Origin of the sequence: Scytonema hofmannii PCC 7110 (assembly GCF_000346485.2) — a bacterium.
Classification (GTDB): domain Bacteria; phylum Cyanobacteriota; class Cyanobacteriia; order Cyanobacteriales; family Nostocaceae; genus Scytonema; species Scytonema hofmannii.
Genome location: NZ_KQ976354.1, coordinates 794,892 through 809,841 on the forward strand (window position 1 = coordinate 794,892; position 14,950 = coordinate 809,841).

Genomic DNA, 14,950 nt, shown 5'->3' on the forward strand with positions numbered 1-14,950 from the left:
GTCACTGGTCACTGGTCACTGGTCACTGGTCACTGGTCACTGGTCACTGGTCACTGGTCACTGGTCACTGGTCACTGGTCACCACTCCCTTCTCTACTCTGAAGTGAACGCTAGGCGTTAGACTGATTAAGTCTTCAATATTCCTTTTCATGGTGGTACAAATAGTATCTAACGGCAAGTCATTTTGATCGAAACCAAAAGGGTTTTCTATCTCTAAACCAATCGCTTCAATACCAAACAAAGTAAAACTAACTAAAGCAGCGATTATACCCGTCCACCAACCCAAACTCTCTACAAGTTGAAAAGGTAATAAAAGACAATAAAGTAACAGCAACTGCTTGAGATGAATGGCATAAGCTAGCGGTATAGGAGTTTTTAAAATGCGCTCGCAAGCTCCTAAACTATCTACTAAGCTGTTTAATAATTCTTGTAATGTTGTTAACTGGTAGCTATTTAGACAATTACGATTGTACTGTATTTGTAGGTAATCCCCAATCCAGAAAGCTATTTCCAAGGGGGGGTTGTTCATTGTTTGCAATGTCAGATATTTAGAAATGGGCATGAGTTCTTCTAACTCTTTATTAACCCCTTTGCCACGCAAATGTAATTTTGTTGCCACAGCAAAAGCAACTAATAATCGTAAAACTCTTATTTTTTTATCTTTATCTTCTGGGCTAATTTCATCTATTGATACCCAAATTTGTCTGGCTAGATTTCGGACATCATTGACCATATTACCCCAAATTTTTCTTCCTTCCCAAAAACGTTCGTAAGCTGTATTAGTACGAAAAACTAGTAATAACCCTAAAACAATGCTGGGAATCACATTGGCTAGTATTGGTTGGAAGACAGGCAGTTTTAAATTATAAAGAATAGAAATTCCAAAACTAAAAAGACCGCATCCAATAACGCGTCTATAAATTGACTGAATAACTGAGCCTTCTAACTGAAAGGCTATTTGAAGCCACTTCGATGTTTCTGCTAACTTCATCAATGCGCTAAAAGGGTATTTAATCAATCGGTACAATAAAGGTCTGACTTTAGAAGCCTTCATATTATTTGAGAAGTGGTAGACAGCTTTCACTTATCATAGTCCTATCTCAAAACTCTGTGCATCTAGGGCACCAGTACAGTAATCCCAAAAACCCGGTAACTTCATCGTTGAGCATACAAGATATCAAGCTTTCCGACAAAGAGAAACCGGGTTTTTTGCTCCCTTTTTGACTACTGTATCGGCGCTCTAGGGCATCAGTACACTGATATCACGCAATCCAGTTTTTTGTCAGCTGTTGCCCTTTGAAAAATTACAATTGCTGTAGTGAATAGAGTGTCTGATAAAATCGAAACAAAGACAGTTTTTCTAATAGGTTTAAAACTGTCAGTATAACTCAACTTATAGTTCCTAACATCATGACTCAAACAAAACCAACTCGCCTTCGCAGTCAAGGCAGAATCTTCCCGGAATATTCTATACCGTCAGAAGAGTTAGCCAAGAGGGAAGCTGAAAAGCATGCTCGTTGTCAAAAAGCTCGTCATTTTTTTGACCAAGTTTCCTCTCAACTTATCACAGACCATTACAACTGGTTTATTATCATTGAGCCAAACACTGGAGATTATTTTATAGATCCAAATGAGGAAGTAGCGGCTCAAAAAGCACGTCAAAAATATCCTAGTGGCTGGTTGGTCACTTTCCGTCTTAATGAGACAGGAAACTGTGGTAAAATATGATACTTGGTAGGTTTGGTGATATAGGCGAGCTAATTTTTGAAATTGACTTGGTTGGTGTTGATACCGAAAGATATTCTACAGAGGTATTACTAGATACTGGTATTACTGTACGGCGCTCTAGTTCTTATATTGGTACTCTTTCAGTTAGAGAAAGTGAGACTTTCTGGAGAAAGAGCATCAGTTTGATTTTGATTACTTTTTACTATGTAATAAGTCAATAAACCGATTCCTATTCCTAGAATAGCTGGAGCAGCAACACCAAGAGCAACTGCACCACTACCACCCACTATCGCAGCAGCCAGAGTTCCTGCAACCCCTGCTGTTGTTGATGCAAATCTTCCTGCACGTCTGGCATTTTTTCTGGCATCACGTTCACGTTTGGGTAAATTTTCATCATCTTCCAGTACTTTTCTGACGACTAAATCAGTTGTGACACTACTCACAAAACTCCCCAAGCCTGCAATACTCCCCGCAGTGCTACCTGCTACAGTCGGTGCTTGTTGAATTGCAGTATTAATAATTGTTTGTGATATTGGATTGACAGCTTGCACTACAACTTTAGCTGCTTGTTGAGTGGCGAGTTGTGTTCCCAAACCAACTATACTTCCAGCTACAACACCACTGCTAATTGCACCAAACTTTTTCACTTGCTCGCTTTTGTGCTGACCTGTTTTGCAGTAATAAGCAAAATGCTCGCAGTTATTAAAAAAAACGTTGTATGCCTTCTCATATAACTTACTCTTAGCTCGTTGCACGACAATGTCATTGGTATCACAACTTCCGTACTCTTTTACATGAATTTTTCTGCCCTTCCCAAATCTGTTTTTAGGAATGATAGAAACTTTTTGCATATCGTAATGAATAATGTAACTATCGCCGTAGTCAATTCCATGATGAGTGACAGGAAAGCCATCAAAGAAAAAACTGACGTAAATATGATCTCCTCTTGCCATAATGACATCTCTCTATAGAAATACACATATCGAAGTATTCTATAGAAAGATTAAGGGTATTACATTTTATTGTCCAATTGTGGAATTACGGAAAAGTATAAAAAGCTATCATTAAGCACTAGAGCCTAAAATTGGGAAAAAAGTCGAGTTTTGATGGGTACAAACCAGGATATACGAACAAATATGCAAAAATATCATTTACTATGGCTTTGATTTAAGAGCATTAAATTGTTAATTTTTATATAGTATAGTAGGCTATCGTAGTTGCTCAGATCCCCGACTTCTCAAAGAAGTCGGCGATCTTACAGCCCGTACATATATACTTTGCACGGTCATAAGTTGAGTATTCAAATGAACAACATCCTTTGTAGGGGCGCAATGCCTTGCGCCCCTACACTTGGGTTCAAAAGCGCAATTTATAACCGTGGGAAGTATATTTCAAGTTTTCCGTCAAGGGGGTGAAGAATTCCTTTGACAATCACAACATAATAAACGGGTATAAAACGCAAACAGGAAAAAACCCGTGACAGACGAATTTAAGAAAGGCGACAAGGTTCAATGGAAAACCTCACGAGGTGAAACTACTGGTGAGGTAGAAAAAAAACTGACTTCCCCTACGGAGATAAAAGGACATCACGTTGCAGCTGCAAAAGATAATCCTGAGTATTTGGTCAAAAGTGACAAAACAGGAAAAGAAGCTGCTCATAAACCTAACGCTCTTGAAAAAATCGAGGAGTGATGTAGCAATATGAGTCAAAGTGTCAAATCGGTTATCGACGAATTTCACTCCTCAGTTAATATGACAGCTAAAGAACTCATAGCTTGGCTGGAAACTGAGGAATCACAAGCGGTTGGTCAGAAGAAAGAAGACGATGAATCAATTGGACATAAATCTGGTAAGCACATCGTCGAAGTGTTGCAAAAGGAAAAAAATGAGTACACTGATGATGATATATCGCACATGAAAAAAGTCATCAGTTATATTCATCGTCATTTAGCACAACAACCTGAAGGAGATGTTGAGCATACACGTTGGCGCTACTCTTTGATGAATTGGGGACACGATCCATTAAATTAGAAAATTATGAATTATGAATGCTCACATTATGAAAAAAAATTATATTTGAGCATTCATAATTCATATTTATTTCAATTTAAAAAAAGGACGATCGATAGTTGGGTTAGATTAAGTCTAAGCAAAGCATTCTTAATCCAAAATCCAAAATCTAAAATCCAAAATTGTATCACTTAGCCAAACCAGTGAGAGGGTTCACAATCGGGTTTGACCATTTCACATAAATGATGGCTGACCCAATCTGACTTTTCTTGAATAAGAGAAAAGATACCTTGTTGAATCAAATTCTCTAGATGGAGTTGCTGTTCTAAAGGTTGACGGCGCAACTTATAGCTTGACCAATAAGCTTTTTCTGGTTCAACTGCACTGTAAAAACAAGGAATACGGCTGAGAACGTAAGCTATTAGTTCTTGTCGTAGGTCTGGAATAGCAAAAGCCTGTTGATAAGGATAATAGGGATAATTGTCTAAAATGCTTTCAATTTCTTTTATGACGGACTGCTCTGTCAAGTTGACAACTGTTTTCATAAATGTTTAACTCCTGTTTCTGCAATTTATGGATTGATAAAAAATGCCAGTCGTTTTTAGAAAGCAATGTCACAATAACAAAGCCTACTAAAAAGAATTGAAGCAATAGCTGTTAGAGCATCGGTACAGTAATCCCAAAAACCTGGTTTCTTTGTACAGACTAGCCATGCTTAGTCTCTACGCATACGAGATATTAAGCTTTCCAAAAAAGAGAAACCAGGTTTTTTATCCCCTTTTTGAATACTGTATCGGCGCTCTAAAATCATTAGCCTAACTTTTGACTCCAAAAACATTAAATACCTGGCTGCAATCATTTGAAGGAAAGTTAATTTTTTTTAAGAAATATTTCCTGCAAAAATCTCGTAAAAATGGTGATGTGTCTTAGTTTTATTTATAGTGCCAATTATTGAAAATTTCTACTTTTTGGACAGAAAAATACATAAAACGCAGTATAAACTCAAAACCAGATATTTTCATAAATAACGAAAATGTTTTTGTGCAATAAATACAAATCGTAATTCGATTTGTATTTTACATTGCTTAATATTGAATGTTTCTGTTTATTATAACCTCTAAGCTTTAAAGCTATGAGTCTATACAAAGATTTTTACCATTTTCATGTTAAATGTTACGAGATTGAATTGATAAAAATAATTTTAAAATTCTATGGTGTATTTATATCGTCTTTATATAGAGTTATTAAAAACCTCTAAAAAACTAACTTTTTGGTAGAGGCTGGTGGTTGTTAATTGCCTCTGCTGTTGCAATACCGAAAAGCATTGCACCTCCACAAGATTGCCACTACACCAATCCCCACAACATAAGAGAGGTACAGAAGTTTCAGCAGCTAAATAGGGCTTGCAAAGGACACGTGGGAAAGGCGTAGCGCCAGTGATGAACTTGTATTGATTGTGAAGTTTTTAGCCAAGAAAGCTGTAAAGTGACAGATTTCCGCTCTGTTAGCGATCGCGGCGGTGGATGGATATTTTGCGATCGCACTCAAGCAAGGAGAAAATTCCACAGAACGCAGGTTATACTGTTGGGCGCAAACTAAACCTCCCATACTGGCACCAATCACTGCAATTGTCATTATCATTGGACTTTGGACAAAAAGATAATCATGAGTCCCAAACGCTAATAGTAGAATAAGGTACATACCGAAGCTGCATGGAAGGGAGGAAGGGAAATTGGATGAACTAAGGGCGGTTCTAGAACTGGCAACTGAAGAAGAATTGAAAGATTTGACAGCGATTCTTTTTAGTCGTAAGTTTAATCCTCTAGATTACGTTCACACACCTGAGCCTATAGAAGTACAAAGTAAAGGTCGTAAAGCTTGGCTGGATACACTAGAACAACGCTTTCGTTATTTAGCTGCTGATGGAATAACAGTACTGCGCGGACGTACTGGTCAGGTAAGTTACAGGCAAGTGCTGATTCAAGTATGTAAGTATTTAAAAATACCTTATTCGGATGAACTGACGACTGTTGATTTAGAAGCAGAAGTCTTTCTATTTTTGCTCGGACACGTATGGAAAAAATTGCCAGACAAGGATAAGCAAAAATTCACAGTTCAAGTTCAGCATCAACTCGCTCAATCACAACCGAACCAAAATCTACCACTTTCATTACAGCAAGATCCCCTTGGACTGCTTTTTAAAGGTGGAAGTGCCTTGGCTGTGACTTCCATTATTCAACCATTGCTGCTGAAACAAATTGCTCGTCAGTTTGCAATGCACTTTGCTACTTATGAAGTCACTAGACAAGCCGTAGTCAAAGGTTCGGGGGTAGCAGCCAACCAATTTCAAAACTACGTCACTTTGCAAATGGCAAAGCAGGGTATGGCTGTCAGTGCAACTCGTTATAGTGTAGCTCGCAGTATGTTCGCTTTCTTAGGACCCATGATGTGGGCTTGGTTTTTTGCAGACTTGGGATGGAGAGCAATTGCCACCAACTATAGTCGAATTATACCCACCATCTTCACACTCGCTCAGATTCGCCTCACTCGTACTGAATGTTGGGAGTTTGCTTGAAAATTCTGCTTCGCCATCTCAACTTTAGCTTGCAGTCTCGTTGGAAATACGCCCTACTGGGACTCGCTATCTTCCCACTGACTCCCCTATTTGGGGCGATCGGTATGGGTTGGGCTATATTGGGAACTTTGCAGCAACAGTATCGTGCGGTGGTGAGTCGCCCCCTTAACAGGGGGTTTATACTTCTCAGTGTCTTGCTAATCGTTACAGCTAGCTTTGCTTATATTAAGACTGAAGCTTTCCTGGGGTTGTTTAATTTTTTACCTTATTTTCTTCTTTTTGTTAGCTTTAGTGTTCTGATTCAAACTGTAGCTCAATTGCGGCAACTGTCTTGGATGCTGGTAATAACCTCTGTGCCAGTCATAATAGTTGGTTTGGGACAGTTGCTTTTAGGATGGACGACTCCCCCCCAGGGGTGGATCGGTTTTTTGGGTTGGGCGATCGCACCAAAAGGAGAACCACCAGGTCGGATGTCTTCCATATTTATGTACGCCAACAGCTTAGCTGGCTACTTAATAATAGTTTTTATTTTAGGGCTGGGGTTGTGGGTGGAACACTATCGTCAGTTAAGGACAAGGGAGACAAGGAGGACAGATCCCAGTCCCTCACTCCCTCACTCCCTCACTCCCTCACTCCCCTTCCTCTTCCTAACTCTGGCGATTATTCTCAATCTTGTCGCACTCATTTTAACTAACTCGCGGAACGCTTGGGCAATTGCGATTTTTGCCTGTTTGGCTTATGCCCTATATGAGGGCTGGCGCATTCTTGTCGCTGCTGTCACAGGTGTAGCGGCGAGCGTGCTTTTAGCTGCTTTCGCTCCAACACCTATTGCTCTGTTGTTCCGTCAGTTTATTCCTCGTTTCTTTTGGGCGCGGTTAAATGACCAACTCTATCCCGATAGACCGGTAGCTCTACTCCGCAAAACGCAATGGCAATTTGCTGTATCGATGGCTCAAGATCGTCCCTGGACTGGTTGGGGTTTGCGAAACTTTACCGTACTTTATGAGGCAAAGATGCAAATTTGGTTGGGGCATCCTCATAGCTTGTTTTTAATGCTGTTTGCCGAAATCGGTCTACCTGCAACTCTTTTTTTCTGTGGGTTATTATGCTGGATATTTGTTGGTGGTGTCCAACTTTTGCAAAATTCAAAGTATGTAGAGGCAAAAGATAAAACCATATTGTTCAGTTACCTTGTTGTCTTCATTGGCTGGGTACTATTCAATACAGTAGATGTCAGTTTTTTTGATTTTCGATTGAACGTTATTTCTTGGTTGGTATTGTCTGCTCTTTCTGGAGTTGTGTATCATTACAACCAACAACACAAGATCGCAACTGATAAGACTTAACAGCCCTGATTTTTCAGGATAAATACTGAGGTTATTCAATTTAAAAGTTAATAATATAACTATAAGCACGTCTGTGCCTATGTGACTAATTCCACGTTAGTCATTGTTGCTGATTGTTGGGAAGATGTAGGAATACCTCTTGTTGAAGTTTTCCTGCATAATGGGCATCTCTTGTAGATGCCTTTATTTATTGGTTAGTGGTTAGTGGTTAGTTGTTGATCTCCTTGTAAGATAGGTGTGAGTGGAAAATCAACAAAATAGATCCCCACGGGCAATTGCTCACAACGAGGGAATGAAAATAATTCTTTTCCAATCCCAATGCCCAATCCCCTATCAATTTCTATGTTCACAACAGATAATTTTTTTCAATACACCCAATGGTCTGGTATCGCAACATTGGCATTTGCTGGTCTGGTGATTTTGGGTTTTGTTTTCAAATGGGGTCTCCGTTTTCGTCTGGTGGGTGCGACCGGTTTTATGCTTGTGATTACAGGCGGACTATTTGCTCTCTCGTTAACACCCTTAACTCATACTGTTATTCCTGATGCCATACACTACAGTCTGGTTTATGATAACGGGGGACCCCAAGCAGTGATTGCACTCCCACCAGAAATCACGCCATCACAATTAGAAGCCACTTTACGTCAAGCAGCAAACGATTTGTATTCTTACGGTCGTTTAGGTGCGTTTAGCGATAATCAGTTAACGGTTCGAGCACGAACTATCATACACCCAGAAAAAGGTGTTTCCGTGCCTCTTTATTTGGGTCAGATTAGGAGATCCCTTGCTAAGCGCGAAGACCAACACATGGCGATCGAGATTTACCAAGATAAAGTGGCTCAGTTACCTCAACCTACTGCGTAAAACATTTAAATGTAGAGACGCGCCATGGCGCGTCTCCGATGGCATTAGACATACTGATATTATTTTTTGTTAAGATATAAGTCCAAAGATTACTCAAGGTATTGCAAGTAAAGTTAAAACTCAAGAGTTGTTGGGGACTGAAACAGTTCTTCTTCATCATGTAGTAAAAAAAGTTTCCTCAAGTATCCACCAAGTGTTAGTTTCATAGTTAGTGATATGTCTAATAAATTGACGGAAAAGTTGTCTACTCCAAACTCTAGCTCGTTATTCGCCCTGTGTGTAGCCCCAGCAAAAGTCTTCAGAGGGTCGGGAATTTTGGCTCAAGCTACAGATGCGATCGCCACACTGGGAAATCGTCCCTTAATTGTGGGAGGCAATGCCTTACGAAAAGCTGCTTCGGGTCAAAGTCCTTTTGCTTTCCAACTCCACTTGCAACCACTTTTGCAGCACAAACAGTTAGATTCTACACCAGCTTATTATACTCCCGATTGTAGTGAAGCGAGCTTGAAATCTTTGCACAAAGCAGCAAAAGAACATAAAGCCGATGTTATTATCGGTGTTGGTGGAGGTAAGGCATTAGACACAGCTAAATTACTAGCCCACCAATTGCAGTTACCAGTAGTCACAATTCCCACCTCATCTGCTACCTGTGCTGCTTGGACAGCACTATCCAACGTGTATTCTAATGAAGGTGCTTTTCTTTACGATGTAGCACTAAGACAATGTCCCGATTTGCTCGTACTTGATTACGATTTAGTGCAAACTGCCCCACAACATACACTTGTAGCCGGTATTGGAGATGCACTAGCCAAGTGGTATGAAGCTTCTGTTAGTAGCGGACACTCGGAACAAACTTTGATTATTGCCGCAGTGCAACAAGCGCGAGTGTTAAGAGATATCCTCTTCCAAAAATCTGCCACCGCCATTAAACAACCAGGTAGCGAAGCTTGGCGAGAAGTTGTAGATGCTACAGTGTTACTTGCAGGTGCGATCGGGGGACTTGGAGGCGCACAGTGTCGTACTGTAGCCGCCCATGCCGTGCATAACGGTTTGACTCATATTTCCAAAGGGAGTGGAAGCATTCACGGTGAAAAAGTTGCTTATGGTATTTTGGTACAACTGCGTTTGGAAGAAATGATACAGGGCAATCAGCTAGCAACGGCGGCACGACAACAGTTATTAAAATTTTATGCAGAGATTGGATTACCCCAAAAATTGAATGATTTGGGATTGGGTAACATCACACTGGCACAATTGCAGACTGCGGCTGAAATTGCTCTGACTCCAAATTCTGATATCCACAGACTACCGTTTAAAGTCTCGCTAGAACAATTGATGGCAGCAATGGTTTCTACCACTGCACCGGTAGAAGGAAATCGCCCTTCTATAAGTTTGACGCAAAGCGCGGAAAAAGTTGAGTAGTGATGAAGTGCTGAGGCGTCAACAATTACAAAGCTCCTTTGCACTCCACATAATTACTATCTCATCATATAATTCATAATTCATAATTCATAATTCATTCGATGACTTTAGATTGGATTGTTCCAGCTGAACGCGTACAGAAATTACCACCCTACGTATTTGCCCGTCTAGACGAACTCAAGGCTAAAGCACGGGAACAAGGGCTGGATTTAATTGATTTGGGCATGGGAAACCCAGATGGTGCAACACCGCCTACAGTGGTAGAAGCCGCAATAAAAGCTTTGCAAAATCCTGCAAATCATGGCTATCCTCCTTTTGAAGGAACTGCCAGTTTTCGCCGTGCTATCACTAACTGGTATCAGAGGCGTTATGGAGTGGATTTAGATCCAGATAGCGAAGCATTGCCTTTACTTGGATCTAAAGAAGGATTGGGGCATCTTGCCATAGCTTATATTAATCCGGGAGATTTGGTTTTAGTCCCCTCTCCTGCTTATCCCGCTCATTTCCGTGGTCCTGTCATTGCAGGCGGGACAATCCACAGTTTAATTCTCAAGCCAGAGAATGATTGGCTGATCGATCTAGCTGCAATTCCTGACTCTGTAGCCGAACAAGCAAAAATTCTCTACTTTAATTATCCTAGCAATCCTACGGCGGCGACTGCACCTCGGGAATTCTTTACAGACATTGTCGCTTTTGCTCGGAAGTACCAAATTTTACTGGTACACGATTTGTGTTACGCTGAATTAGCTTTTGATGGTTATCAACCAACGAGTTTGTTAGAAATTCCAGGAGCAAAAGAGATAGGAGTTGAGTTTCATACCCTTTCTAAGACTTATAATATGGCAGGTTGGCGCGTTGGTTTTGTAGTCGGTAATCGTCGTATTATTCAAGGTTTGCGAACGTTAAAAACTAACTTGGATTATGGGATTTTTGCAGCATTGCAAACTGCTGCGGAAACGGCTTTACAACTACCAGATGAGTATTTGTATGAGGTGCAAGAACGATACAGAATTCGCCGTGATTTTTTAATTCAAGGTTTGGGACAGTTAGGTTGGGATATTCCTAAAACTAAGGCGACGATGTATCTGTGGATACCTTGTCCTATGGGTGTCAGTTCTACGGATTTTGCCCTGAGTGTATTGCAGCAAACTGGTGTTGTGTTGACTCCAGGTAATGCTTTTGGGGTTGCCGGGGAAGGGTATGTAAGAATCAGTCTAATTGCAGATTGCGATCGCTTGGGTGAAGCTTTACACAGATTTAAACAAGCAGGTATTTACTACTCTTAAAGGTAAGGGCTGCAAGATCCCCGACTTCTCAAAGAAGTCGGGGATCTTGACCAACTAAGTTTTTAATTATACTTCTTCCTTCTTCCTTATTCTTTGTAACATAACTCTAGCTTCCTTGGCTAAAAATTGAGTTTGGGCAGCAATTCTAAATTTGAATTGGCATAAAGATTTTACGTTTATGTCCCAGCGAATGTGATTATATTTATCAGAAGTATGATTCCAGTACCTGAAGGTATTCACAAAAGAAGAAACTCGCACCTGGCAAGTTCAAACAATGGATTAAAATTGAAGAAGCAAGAACCGTGATTGAACACGGAGCGACAAAAAATGCTACTCATATTAGCGCATACAGACTTTAACTTCAAATAGGAAATAGAAACAAGATGAGTGGTAATCAAGAACCTACCAACCAGACCACGTTCTCTCATAACAACATTGCAACAGTACATAGTGCCAGTGGAAACATTACAGATGTTTCTCAATACATTGTGCAGAACCTTAATGACATCAATAGCTTGATTGAATCTCTACGTAAAAGGGCGCAGGAGTTTCCAGAAAATCAACGCGAAGAGGCTCTGACACATCTGGAGGACTTGCAAGAAGCGATCGATAAACCTGAAAAGCAAAAGTCTCCGAGAATTAAGGCTCTTTTGGTTGCCCTGGGAACAGTTGGGGCTATGGTTGTCGCAGGAACTGATTTTCTCAATAACCTTTTGGAATTGAGTGAAAAACTAGGTGTTCCAATTGAGCTGGCTCAACCTCAAACTGCACAGCAACTACCTCAATCAACGCTTCAGCAAATCGACTTGCAATCTCAGGGTATTGATAGAGCACAGGCTGAGGTTTTGCGAGCAAATCTGAAAATCTTTGCGGATGATTGGAACAGCCCAGAAATGAGTATTTATGACAACTATGACGCAGTCAAAGCCAATCGTAAAACGCGGTGATGTTATTTTGGTACTTTTCCCTAATTCCGATTTAGTTACTGCAAAAACACGACCTGCTTTGATCGTACAAGCAGATAACTTGCAAACTGGCTTGTCTCAAGTCATTGTTGCAATGATTACTAGCCAAATGTTTCGAGTAGGTCATCCAAGTCGAGTTACTGTCTTGCTGAATTCTTCAGAAGGACAGAAATCAGGTTTGCTAACGGATTCAGTAGTGATGACTGATAACTTGACAACAATTGTACTTTCATCGGTTTATCGTGTGATTGGCTCACTGCCGACATCGGACGTTGACGAAGCACTCAAACATACACTTGGATTATTTTAATTCTCGCGTGGGATGCCAGTCACAAGAGTATGAAGCTAGGATAGAGACCCAACCCAGTCTTTATTTGGAATTTACTTAGTTGTTGTGATTAACCAACATTCGGAAACTATCCTTAACGCTCAAGTGAAAAAAATATCAGATCGGGGTTATCCATTTACCTGGTTTGATTGGTTTTGTCTGTGGTATCCTCCTGGTTGGCTGATTTTATTTAACCGACATTGGCAGCACTATCATGTAGATACAGATGGTTGGAATTGGCTGGAGTATATCTTGTTTCTAATTCCAGGAGGATTCTACATAGCACTGTTTGTACGTTGGTTGCGTCTTGGCTGTCGTTCCCCACAGAGTGACTCTGGAGAATTTGACCCAAATTATCAACAAGCGTTTCGAGATGAAATTCTGACGCCTATTATTAAATATTATTTTCGTGGTGAGTTAAAACAAATCGAAAATTTGCCACAAACAGGACCAATGATTGTGGCAATGAATCATGCAGGAATGTGTTTCCCTTGGGATATTGTCACGCTAGGTTACCTTTTAAGTAAAACAAGAGGATGGGTGGTACAACCATTAGCTGGTGTATCTTTGTTCGATCATGTTTGGATAAATTGGTGGCTACCACCTGGATGGACAAAAATTTTAGGTGCTGTGAGAGCAGAGTTAGATGATTTTGAAGCTGCAGTACAAGAGGGTAAAATTCTTCTGTATGCACCAGAAGGTTTACGCGGACCAAGAAAAGGTTGGGGAAACCGCTATCAATTGGAAACCTTTGATTTGAGTTTTATTCGGCTAAGTCAGCGCTATCAAATTCCTATCTTGCCTGTGGTTTGCATTGGTAATGAAAACTTACACCCTTGGACATTCAATATAAAAAAATTACAAAGAATATTAAACTTGCCATTTTTGCCTCTATCACCTTTGATGCCAATATTTATTCTTTTTCCCTCAATGGGAGTTTGGGCAATGAGGTGTCGATTGCGTTATTTTATTCAGCCTTTGCATATAGTAAAAGATGATGGCAAACAAACAGAAAGAGCATTTGCTTATCAAAAAGCACAACAGTTAAAAGAAAAGATGCAAGCTCAAATAAAAGAAAAGATGCAAGCTCAAATAATCCAAATCTTATCTCATAGTCGATACTGACGATGATTTGTATGACCAGATTTTCAATACAAATACTCGTGGTACGTTCTTTCTTTTGCGACAAGCTGCTAAGCGATTGCGTGAGGGCGGACACATCGTCAACTTTTTAACCAGTGCCGTTGGTCTAGCTATGCCCGGTTATGCCGTCTATGCTGGCTCAAAGGCTGCTGTTAAAATCTTTACCAATATTATGGCTAAAGAACTACGGGGACGGAATATCACTGTCAATGCCGTTGCACCCGGACCTACCGCTACTGATTTATTCTATCAGGGTAAGTCTGAGGAATTGATTCAGAAATTTGCTCAACAAGCACCTCTAGAGCGATTGGGACAGCCAGAAGATATTGCTAACGCTGTCGCTTTCTTAGTTAGTCCTGCAGAAAGTTGGATCAATGGTCAAATCATCCGCGTGAATGGCGGCATTGTTTAGGTTGCTCTCTCGTCTCTCGTTCCCAGGCTCAGCCTGGGAACGAGAATAACGCAGGCTTGAGAAACTATGGCTTCACTTCAGGTGTAGAAGTTCCAAAGCGATACCCTTTGCCATAAACAGTGTAAATTAAAGGTGTTTCATTAGTCAGTTCAATCTTCCGCCGTAGCAAACGAATTAGTGCCGCAATCACATTACTGCTAGGTTGTTCGCCATCTTTCCACAAATGTTGCAAAATCTGCGCGTGAGTCAGTAATTGCCCGGAATTTTCCATAAAATACTGTAAAAGCTGGCTTTCTTTTTCAGACAGTTCGATCGCCCTTCCTTGACGATAAGCAACTTGGTTCTCGCCATCTAGTTCTAAATCAGCCACGGTTAACTTTTGAGTGGTTGCACCATAAGGCTGGGAACCAGAACGACGCAACAGAGCACGAACTCGTGCTAGTAACTCCCTTAATTCAAACGGTTTCACTAAATAATCATCCGCACCCACATCTAAACCTTGTACTCGGTCATCCAGAGTATCCTTAGCAGTCAGAAACAAGACAGGCGTTGTTTTACCCTGGCGTCGCAACTCCTGACAAATCTCTAATCCTGTCTTTCCTGGCAGCATCCAATCTAAAATCAGCAAATCATAATTGCCTTCCTGCACCAGTTGACCACCGCTTGTTCCATCATAAACTGCATCAACAGTATATCCCTCACGAGTTAACACGCGCGTCAAAGGGCCAGTCAGTTCAATTTCATCATCAACTACCAAAATTCGCATATCTCATATCAATTTTGATTTTGGATTTTGGATTGGAAAATATGTTCGGGAAACTGATATCCTACAATTTTGAACGCTTACCAGTAACCATACAATCTAAAATCC

At 40.6% G+C, this 14,950-nt stretch carries 17 protein-coding genes; 12 read left to right on the forward strand and 5 right to left on the reverse strand.

Annotated features, from left to right (window positions below):
- Nucleotides 1-64: 64 nt before the first annotated feature.
- Nucleotides 65-991, reverse strand: a complete 927-nt coding sequence (locus WA1_RS03405; protein WP_033334745.1) for a bestrophin family protein — start codon at nucleotides 989-991, stop codon at nucleotides 65-67.
- 419 nt (nucleotides 992-1,410) lie between these two features.
- On the opposite strand from WA1_RS03405, the gene WA1_RS03410 reads away from it, so the two are divergent.
- The gene (locus WA1_RS03410; protein WP_017741521.1) at nucleotides 1,411-1,728 is read left to right on the forward strand and encodes a hypothetical protein; all 318 of its coding nucleotides are present in this window, start codon (nucleotides 1,411-1,413) and stop codon (nucleotides 1,726-1,728) included.
- A gap of 140 nt (nucleotides 1,729-1,868) precedes the next feature.
- Here WA1_RS03410 and WA1_RS03415 read toward each other — a convergent pair whose 3' ends face one another.
- Nucleotides 1,869-2,681, reverse strand: coding sequence for a lecithin retinol acyltransferase family protein (locus tag WA1_RS03415; RefSeq protein WP_017741522.1), 813 nt, complete (start codon nucleotides 2,679-2,681; stop codon nucleotides 1,869-1,871).
- A gap of 523 nt (nucleotides 2,682-3,204) precedes the next feature.
- Between WA1_RS03415 and WA1_RS03420 the strand changes: the two genes are divergently transcribed.
- Both WA1_RS03420 and WA1_RS03425 read left to right on the forward strand, forming a co-directional pair.
- The gene (locus tag WA1_RS03420) at nucleotides 3,205-3,420 is read left to right on the forward strand and encodes a hypervirulence associated TUDOR domain-containing protein (RefSeq protein WP_017741523.1); all 216 of its coding nucleotides are present in this window, start codon (nucleotides 3,205-3,207) and stop codon (nucleotides 3,418-3,420) included.
- 9 nt (nucleotides 3,421-3,429) lie between these two features.
- A complete protein-coding gene (locus tag WA1_RS03425) occupies nucleotides 3,430-3,759 on the forward strand; it encodes a DUF3140 domain-containing protein (protein WP_017741524.1) in 330 nt (109 codons plus the stop codon).
- A 170-nt stretch (nucleotides 3,760-3,929) separates the two neighbouring features.
- On the opposite strand, the gene WA1_RS03430 is transcribed toward WA1_RS03425, so the two are convergent.
- Both WA1_RS03430 and WA1_RS03435 read right to left on the reverse strand, forming a co-directional pair.
- The gene (locus WA1_RS03430; RefSeq protein ID WP_017741525.1) at nucleotides 3,930-4,283 is read right to left on the reverse strand and encodes a late competence development ComFB family protein; all 354 of its coding nucleotides are present in this window, start codon (nucleotides 4,281-4,283) and stop codon (nucleotides 3,930-3,932) included.
- Nucleotides 4,284-5,130: 847 nt separating this feature from the next.
- Nucleotides 5,131-5,379, reverse strand: coding sequence for a hypothetical protein (locus WA1_RS03435; RefSeq protein ID WP_148662602.1), 249 nt, complete (start codon nucleotides 5,377-5,379; stop codon nucleotides 5,131-5,133).
- 91 nt (nucleotides 5,380-5,470) lie between these two features.
- Here WA1_RS03435 and WA1_RS03440 point away from each other — a divergent pair, with 91 nt between their 5' ends.
- The 9 genes from WA1_RS03440 to WA1_RS03480 all read left to right on the forward strand — a co-directional run bounded on the left by WA1_RS03440 (nucleotide 5,471) and on the right by WA1_RS03480 (nucleotide 14,079).
- Nucleotides 5,471-6,313: a YaaW family protein gene (locus WA1_RS03440; protein WP_017741528.1), complete on the forward strand. Its 843-nt coding sequence runs from the start codon at nucleotides 5,471-5,473 to the stop codon at nucleotides 6,311-6,313.
- On the forward strand, nucleotides 6,295-7,659 hold the full coding sequence (locus WA1_RS03445; RefSeq protein WP_017741529.1) for an O-antigen ligase family protein: 1,365 nt from the start codon (nucleotides 6,295-6,297) through the stop codon (nucleotides 7,657-7,659). The genes WA1_RS03440 and WA1_RS03445 overlap by 19 nt, the downstream gene beginning before the upstream one ends.
- Nucleotides 7,660-8,001: 342 nt before the next feature.
- The gene (locus WA1_RS03450; RefSeq protein ID WP_026134455.1) at nucleotides 8,002-8,523 is read left to right on the forward strand and encodes a Ycf51 family protein; all 522 of its coding nucleotides are present in this window, start codon (nucleotides 8,002-8,004) and stop codon (nucleotides 8,521-8,523) included.
- Nucleotides 8,524-8,739: 216 nt separating this feature from the next.
- Nucleotides 8,740-9,945, forward strand: a complete 1,206-nt coding sequence (locus tag WA1_RS03455; protein WP_017741531.1) for an iron-containing alcohol dehydrogenase family protein — start codon at nucleotides 8,740-8,742, stop codon at nucleotides 9,943-9,945.
- Between the two features lie 101 nt (nucleotides 9,946-10,046).
- A complete protein-coding gene (locus WA1_RS03460; RefSeq protein WP_017741532.1) occupies nucleotides 10,047-11,231 on the forward strand; it encodes an aspartate aminotransferase in 1,185 nt (394 codons plus the stop codon).
- Between the two features lie 383 nt (nucleotides 11,232-11,614).
- Nucleotides 11,615-12,178: a hypothetical protein gene (locus WA1_RS54590; protein WP_017741533.1), complete on the forward strand. Its 564-nt coding sequence runs from the start codon at nucleotides 11,615-11,617 to the stop codon at nucleotides 12,176-12,178.
- The gene (locus tag WA1_RS03470) at nucleotides 12,144-12,506 is read left to right on the forward strand and encodes a type II toxin-antitoxin system PemK/MazF family toxin (RefSeq protein ID WP_017741534.1); all 363 of its coding nucleotides are present in this window, start codon (nucleotides 12,144-12,146) and stop codon (nucleotides 12,504-12,506) included. The genes WA1_RS54590 and WA1_RS03470 overlap by 35 nt, the downstream gene beginning before the upstream one ends.
- An 84-nt stretch (nucleotides 12,507-12,590) precedes the next feature.
- Nucleotides 12,591-13,649: a 1-acyl-sn-glycerol-3-phosphate acyltransferase gene (locus WA1_RS03475; RefSeq protein WP_017741535.1), complete on the forward strand. Its 1,059-nt coding sequence runs from the start codon at nucleotides 12,591-12,593 to the stop codon at nucleotides 13,647-13,649.
- 7 nt (nucleotides 13,650-13,656) lie between these two features.
- Nucleotides 13,657-14,079, forward strand: coding sequence for an SDR family oxidoreductase (locus WA1_RS03480; protein ID WP_017741536.1), 423 nt, complete (start codon nucleotides 13,657-13,659; stop codon nucleotides 14,077-14,079).
- A 64-nt stretch (nucleotides 14,080-14,143) separates the two neighbouring features.
- Here the strand turns inward: WA1_RS03480 and rppA are convergent, their stop codons facing one another.
- On the reverse strand, nucleotides 14,144-14,845 hold the full coding sequence (rppA, locus tag WA1_RS03485) for a two-component system response regulator RppA (protein ID WP_017741537.1): 702 nt from the start codon (nucleotides 14,843-14,845) through the stop codon (nucleotides 14,144-14,146).
- Nucleotides 14,846-14,950 lie beyond the last annotated feature (105 nt).

Coding starts and splice junctions, on each gene's coding strand:
- WA1_RS03405 (WP_033334745.1), bottom strand. CDS start 991: ATGAAGTTAGCAGAAACATCGAAGTGGCTTCAAATAGCCTTTCAGTTA.
- WA1_RS03410 (WP_017741521.1), top strand. CDS start 1,411: ATGACTCAAACAAAACCAACTCGCCTTCGCAGTCAAGGCAGAATCTTC.
- WA1_RS03415 (WP_017741522.1), bottom strand. CDS start 2,681: ATGGCAAGAGGAGATCATATTTACGTCAGTTTTTTCTTTGATGGCTTT.
- WA1_RS03425 (WP_017741524.1), top strand. CDS start 3,430: ATGAGTCAAAGTGTCAAATCGGTTATCGACGAATTTCACTCCTCAGTT.
- WA1_RS03430 (WP_017741525.1), bottom strand. CDS start 4,283: ATGAAAACAGTTGTCAACTTGACAGAGCAGTCCGTCATAAAAGAAATT.
- WA1_RS03435 (WP_148662602.1), bottom strand. CDS start 5,379: ATGATAATGACAATTGCAGTGATTGGTGCCAGTATGGGAGGTTTAGTT.
- WA1_RS03445 (WP_017741529.1), top strand. CDS start 6,295: ATGTTGGGAGTTTGCTTGAAAATTCTGCTTCGCCATCTCAACTTTAGC.
- WA1_RS03450 (WP_026134455.1), top strand. CDS start 8,002: ATGTTCACAACAGATAATTTTTTTCAATACACCCAATGGTCTGGTATC.
- WA1_RS03455 (WP_017741531.1), top strand. CDS start 8,740: ATGTCTAATAAATTGACGGAAAAGTTGTCTACTCCAAACTCTAGCTCG.
- WA1_RS03460 (WP_017741532.1), top strand. CDS start 10,047: ATGACTTTAGATTGGATTGTTCCAGCTGAACGCGTACAGAAATTACCA.
- WA1_RS54590 (WP_017741533.1), top strand. CDS start 11,615: ATGAGTGGTAATCAAGAACCTACCAACCAGACCACGTTCTCTCATAAC.
- WA1_RS03470 (WP_017741534.1), top strand. CDS start 12,144: ATGACGCAGTCAAAGCCAATCGTAAAACGCGGTGATGTTATTTTGGTA.
- rppA (WP_017741537.1), bottom strand. CDS start 14,845: ATGCGAATTTTGGTAGTTGATGATGAAATTGAACTGACTGGCCCTTTG.